Origin of the sequence: Candidatus Aquicultor secundus (assembly GCF_002791875.1) — a bacterium.
GTDB classification, from domain to species: Bacteria; Actinomycetota; Aquicultoria; order Aquicultorales; family Aquicultoraceae; genus Aquicultor_A; species Aquicultor_A secundus.
The window spans coordinates 1-5,832 of record NZ_PFNG01000143.1 but is presented as its reverse complement, the minus strand read 5'-3'; the positions used below and the strand labels follow the sequence as shown (position 1 = coordinate 5,832).

Below are 5,832 nucleotides of genomic sequence, written 5' to 3'. Positions count from 1 at the left end.
GAGGTAAGGGATGTCGCAAAAGTCTACAAGAGGGGAAAGACCGAGTTCAGAGCGCTCGACGGTATCTCACTTATGATAAAGGGGGGTGAGTTTCTCTCTATCATGGGTCCGAGCGGTTCCGGCAAAAGCACCTTGCTACACCTTCTGGGCGCGCTCGATAAGCCGACTTCAGGAGATGTGTTGATCGACGATATCTCATTGTCATCGCTCTCAGATGATGATTTAAGCCAGATCCGTAGAGAGAAAGTGGGCTTTATCTTCCAACAATTCAACCTGCTACCGACGTTAACCGCTTGCGAGAACGTACTGCTACCCCTTAAAATAGCCGGCCAGAATACGCCGGAAGCGCGTAGTTTTGCCAACGAGGTCATCAAGGCGGTAGGGCTCGCCAAATGGTGCGATCACCTCCCCGAAGAATTATCCGGCGGTCAGATGCAGCGCGTCGGCATCGCAAGGGCGCTCGTTATTAAACCCGCTCTTATCCTTGCCGACGAACCGACCGGAAACCTCGATTCAAAGACCGGTGAAGAGATATTAAATCTCCTCAAAGATTGCCAGGAACGGTTTAATCAAACCATCGTGATGGTCACCCACGACGCCAAAGCCGCCGCATACGGCGGACGTATCGTCCGGCTAAAAGACGGCCGGGTCGATGAGGAAATGGAGGTCTCCGGTGTTAACCTTATTTCGAACCTTTAACCTTCGCTACCTCAGTAAGCACAAGTTACGTACCGCCACGATCATCTTCGGGGTCTCACTCGGCATCATAATGGTCGTAGCGACAATGCTCGTCAATCAGAGCATCCTGCGATCCTATCGCTCGCTGATCGACACCGCGGCCGGCAAAACCGGCCTTCAAGTTATGCCGAACACGCGGAGTGGTCTTCCCGCCTCCATGGTAGACGAAGTTGCGTCGGTGAAGGGTATAAAGGCGGCGGTGCCGCTTGTCATTAGCGACACCTTGGTATCCGTTAAGGATAAGCCCGACGGTGGCCTTTTGGTCTACGGTATCGACCCGAAAAAAGATACCGCTGCCAGGGACTATACGTTCACAAAGGGCAGGCAGATCAAGGCCGGCGAGACAAGTAGTATCGTTATAACCAAAACATGGGCAGACGAGAACAAGCTAGCGCTTGGTGATAGGATTGGTCTGGTGGGCGTAAACGGCATAGAAAAGCTTACGATTGTCGGACTTCTCGCCGAGACAGGGCCGGGACACACAAACGCGGGACAGTTTGCAGTCATGGATATCACTGCCGCCCGGTATACATTCAACCGCACGGGAAAAGTCGACCAGGTCGACCTCATACTTAAAGCTGACGAAAAACCCGAAACCGTCCAGCGACGCGTTAAGGCTCTACTCAACGGGCGGGCCGAGGTCGAGATACCCTCGGCCAGGGGTGGCGACGTGCAAAAGTCCCTTGATTCCATGGCGTATATGTTAAACCTTGCAGCCATGCTGGCCCTCTTCGTCGGCACATTTCTGATATTCAATAATCTCGAGATCAGCGTTGAGGAGCGTCGCTTCGGCATTAGCACGCTTCGTGCGCTTGGTCTTGGACGGCGCAAGATATTCAGCCTGGTGATTGCGGAGGCTATAATGCTGGGCTTTATCGGTTCGCTTTTTGGCACCATCGTGGGCGCAGGGTTGGCGCGCGTCATGTCGGGGGGCCTTACCGGATATATCCTCACCATGGAAAAAATTCGTGCTACCGATTTTGGGCTGACCCCACAAATCCTTGCCATGGGCCTGCTTATGGGGCCACTCGTTTCAGCGCTTGCAGCGATAGGCCCGGCGACGCGGATGCTCAACGTGGCGCCGCTTGAGGCGCTCAAGCCCTTTGAGACCGCGTGGCGACCCGCCAGCAGCACCTGGAAGCTTATTGTAAGCGCACTCGTGTTTTTCACCGGCATCGGAATAATTATTGCGGTTGTTGCTTTGCCGAGCATGTCCGAGGGCTTTGCCAGGGACCCCAACCAGCTACGTAATCTCTCAATGGTCAGCATCTTTCTCTCATTCTTAGGAAGCGTTCTTCTTATGCCGCACTTACTGTCGAGTTCAATCGGACGTGGCTCCGTGCACTCGTTTGTATTGCGAACCGCGCTCGATAACCTCCGCCGTGTCCCCGGTCGCACCTCGGCAACCGTAACCGGTATGATGATCGCATTAACCATGATGATCGGCATGAGCGCTCTAGTCACCAGCATGACGCGATTACTAGACGACGAATTCAACAAAATGCTCGGCTGGGATATTTTGGTTCAGACCACGTTCTTTAACGGCTCGGCTAATGTTCCGATGACCGAAAATTTCGGTAAAAAACTGGCTACCGTCAAGGGGATAAAAGCCATGACGACATTCACTACTGGCTATCTTAAAATAAATGATAACAACGTAATGCTTCACGTCCTCGATATGAACACGTATTTTGACGTAAACGATTTAATTCCCCAGGACGGTAAGCACGAGCAAATGGTGCGCGACCTCAAAAAAAGAGGAACGATCGTCGTGTCGACGATGCTCGCCAAGAAGTTTGGCTATAAAAAGGGAGACATCGTAACGCTCAACACGCCTTCCGGCAAAAAACCCTTCAAGATAACCGCCTTAATAAACTACTTCTCTCAAGAGCCCGGCATACTCATAGTTGGCAGGGGCGATTATAAGGAGTATTGGAAGGACGATGCTGTTGACGGCTTTGAAATGAAGCTTGAGAAAGGCCAGAGCATCGCCGCAACCAGCAAAACTATAAAGGATCGCTGGGGGAAGAGCCATGGAATACAGGTCCGTGAAGGCGCCGAGTTTAAAAAACAGATATCTGGCATGATAAGCCAGGCGTTTTCTCTTAACAACCTGCTCGTATATATCGCCTTGATCGTTGCTGCGTTCGGGATTATCAACTCCTCGCTAATCTCGATCCTGCAGCGCTCCCGCGAGTTGAGCACGCTCAGGGCATTGGGCGCACGCCGGAGGCAAATTAAGAACATCATCCGTAACGAAGGGCTAATTATGGGCGGTGTCTTGGGTGCTCTTCTCGGCGTCGGTCTGGGTAAGTCGCTCATACTCGTAAGTGCTAACACCTACGACCTTCCCCTCGCTTTTTACGTTCCCTGGCCCGCGATCCTCATCGGTTTTGCCGTAGCGATCGGCTTTACCGGAATTGGCTCGGCAATCCCGTCGAAGGCCGCCTTGAAGCGCGAGATAGTCGAAGGTCTCTCGTACGAATAAGCATAAATACATCCGCTCTAGATGAATTGTGGCACGCTATACAAACTAGCGTGCCGTTGCTGTTCCTCGCATTCTCAAAATGGCCTATCGAAGACAAACCACCTACCATTATTATTATCACATTCTTAGCTCGGAAGGTGTAGGGCTGACATTTTTTCCGCTGTAGCGAGCGCTATAACTAGATGTTTCAAAATAATTTATTTTCACTTCGCCCGTAACGATAGGAGGTTCCCTTCGTTATATTAGTTAGAGATTCCGGCTAGATCGATAGCTAAGCTTGCTAGCGGATAGTCGGTAAACAGATTACGGAAGGAGGGAGATACTATGTTTTCTAAGGGAGCCAGAATCTTACTCGCAGTTGTTCTAGGTTGCTTCATGTTTGTTGGGCTTGCGGTTGCCAGTCCGAGCCATGGCAATGGTGATATTAAAACGAGTTGCAGCAAAGGCAAAGCTAAGAAGGCAAAGTTCGGTTCGGTTGTGGGCAAAACGATTCTCGACATCGCGTGCGAGACATCGGTAACAACAACCTCGCCGGTAACCTCAACAGATACATCGTCGTCGATATCGACGACGCCGACTATTGGGGCCACCGATACTCCAACCACAACAATTACGGCATCCGGTACGCCGCTTGCCCATGTGCATTTGCGCTTGATGACCAAGAAGGGCAAAAAGCTAAAGGCTACTGACAGGGCTGCCCAGTCAAACAAGAAGGGTGACTTCATCTTTAAGAACGTCAAACCCGGTACTTACTTTCTAAAGATTTGGGCGAAGAACTATGTTCCTGTCGATTCAAACCTTACCACTGTAACGGTTACTGCGGGTAATACTGTCACAATCCCGGATATCCATTTTACATGCAAGACCAAAAAATAGCCTCCCACCGCTTTTCTCTCCGTAATGCTCCCCAACAGAGGCGACCATCCCAGCCGCTAATCGTTCTACACAGCTCTATCGGTTCTATCGATAAACTCAAAGATTTCGTCTTCGGCGAGGAGTCAAGCGCAATCATTTGGGTGCAAGAGGTAATCGAACTCAACGTCAATCAGATAGATTTAGATTACCTAAGCGGTCAAAACAGGGGTTATAGAGCCCCTTAAACAGCTTCTCAAAGAGCTGAGGCTCGAAGAAGAGGACGAAGACGAGCTTGAATAGAGCAAGCGGTTTAACTATTCTTAAGGTATGGATATACTGATGTTTTCTACGCGATGCTCGAAACGATTATCTCAACGAAAGCTACGCCTGTTGTTTGTTATGATTCTTACGCTCTGCGCTGTTATTTTTACCGGCTGCAGTGGTAAAACTGAAACAACGGGCGTAACCGCAACAGCCGAGAGAACAACGCTCTCAACGACAGTCGGGATTACATCGACAACGGCGGCGAGCACTATGAAACTGACATCAAGCGCATTTCATAACAATAGCGCCATCCCGGTCAAATACGCCAACACCGGCGTACCGGGCGGTCAAAACATCTCAATACCCCTTGGGTGGCAAGATGCCCCTGCGGGCACAAAATCCTTTGCTATCTCAATAATCGATACGAGCGCAAACAACTGGGTCCACTGGATGGTAATCAATATCCCGGCTGCCACGACATCGCTCCCCGAAGGCGCTTCTGGCAAGAAGATGCCGGCAGGGTCAAAAGAACTTACCAACACGTTTGGCACCCCCGGCTACGGCGGCCCCCAACCCCCACCCGGCTCCGGCCCACATAATTACGTTACCACAATCTATGCCCTGAACGTCGATACGGCATCGATGTCCGAACAACCGGCCGCGGACCGATTTGAGCAAGCCTTGGATGGAAAAGTTCTCGCCAAAACCAGCCTCACCGGTATGTTTTCGCAGTAATAAAAAACTTGACCAATTCTGCATATCCTAGAGAAGATAGAACTGTCTGGGCGGGGAACCTACTTTTGCCCGAGCTGTCAGCACTAAAATTTCTGTAAAACTGCTAAAAACCTATGCAAAAGAAAAAAGCGGGGAATGAACCCGCTTTTATAAGTGCTTTACGTTATTGGATCCTCTGCTCTGCAAAATCGCCGATAAACGGGAGCTTGTACTCTTCGCCTGAAAATGACTTGATAAGAAGGATGATCCATGCGACCAGGCCGCCGATAGAGATAGCCGCGCCAAGCACGAGGTCTATGAGCCATCCGAGAACCGGAATATGGCCAAGGATAGCCGCGATGATGGAATAAGCTACCCATGCGACGAATAGCGCCACCGCAAAGGCTACCGATTGCCATGCGTGGAACTTGACATACCGGTTGTCTTTCTCAATTACAATAAAAACGATTCCACCTATGATGCCAAACAAATACGCTAAGAAAGCCGCCAATTTAGGATCGAGACCGGTGCTCGAACTCGCTGCTGTGTTTTGCTCCTCACTCATTCTTGTTACCCCCTGTTCTGTACTATTCTGCCTGTTTTCTGCTTACTAGCTGCAAAGCCTGGTTCGTACTTACTATTAGCTGTTAGTTCTCTAAGAACCAGGTTTTACCTTTAAAGATTTGAACTTTTTTACAACAACTTTTTTCGTATCGGTAACACTGAATACGAACTTAAACGCCAGATTTAGATTTAGTAAGCAAAAAGATTAA

At 50.2% G+C, this 5,832-nt stretch carries 6 protein-coding genes; 5 read left to right on the top strand and 1 reads right to left on the bottom strand.

Going from position 1 to position 5,832, the window contains the following annotated elements:
* The 5 genes from COY37_RS05825 to COY37_RS11845 form a co-directional block, all read left to right on the top strand.
* Nucleotides 1–699, top strand: a 699-nt coding sequence (locus tag COY37_RS05825; RefSeq protein WP_286976698.1) for an ABC transporter ATP-binding protein, incomplete at its 5' end; no start/stop codon positions are given.
* Nucleotides 674–3,226 carry an FtsX-like permease family protein gene (locus COY37_RS05820; protein WP_286976696.1) on the top strand — a complete coding sequence of 851 codons (2,553 nt, stop codon included), beginning with the start codon at nucleotides 674–676 and terminating at the stop codon, nucleotides 3,224–3,226. The genes COY37_RS05825 and COY37_RS05820, both read left to right, overlap by 26 nt.
* 324 nt (nucleotides 3,227–3,550) lie before the next feature.
* Nucleotides 3,551–4,102 (top strand): carboxypeptidase regulatory-like domain-containing protein, encoded by a 552-nt coding sequence (locus COY37_RS05815; RefSeq protein WP_286678804.1) that lies wholly within the window; start codon nucleotides 3,551–3,553, stop codon nucleotides 4,100–4,102.
* Between the two features lie 318 nt (nucleotides 4,103–4,420).
* A complete protein-coding gene (locus COY37_RS05810; protein ID WP_286976692.1) occupies nucleotides 4,421–5,080 on the top strand; it encodes a YbhB/YbcL family Raf kinase inhibitor-like protein in 660 nt (219 codons plus the stop codon).
* 15 nt (nucleotides 5,081–5,095) lie between these two features.
* The gene (locus COY37_RS11845) at nucleotides 5,096–5,167 is read left to right on the top strand and encodes a zinc finger domain-containing protein (RefSeq protein ID WP_353682458.1); all 72 of its coding nucleotides are present in this window, start codon (nucleotides 5,096–5,098) and stop codon (nucleotides 5,165–5,167) included.
* A 76-nt stretch (nucleotides 5,168–5,243) separates the two neighbouring features.
* Here COY37_RS11845 and COY37_RS05805 read toward each other — a convergent pair whose 3' ends face one another.
* Nucleotides 5,244–5,624, bottom strand: coding sequence for a DUF4870 domain-containing protein (locus COY37_RS05805; RefSeq protein ID WP_286678802.1), 381 nt, complete (start codon nucleotides 5,622–5,624; stop codon nucleotides 5,244–5,246).
* Nucleotides 5,625–5,832: the final 208 nt, after the last annotated feature.

Excerpts from the sequence above, each read along its gene's own strand:
- COY37_RS05815 (WP_286678804.1), top strand. The coding sequence starts at position 3,551 with ATGTTTTCTAAGGGAGCCAGAATCTTACTCGCAGTTGTTCTAGGTTGC.
- COY37_RS05810 (WP_286976692.1), top strand. The coding sequence starts at position 4,421 with ATGTTTTCTACGCGATGCTCGAAACGATTATCTCAACGAAAGCTACGC.
- COY37_RS05805 (WP_286678802.1), bottom strand. The coding sequence starts at position 5,624 with ATGAGTGAGGAGCAAAACACAGCAGCGAGTTCGAGCACCGGTCTCGAT.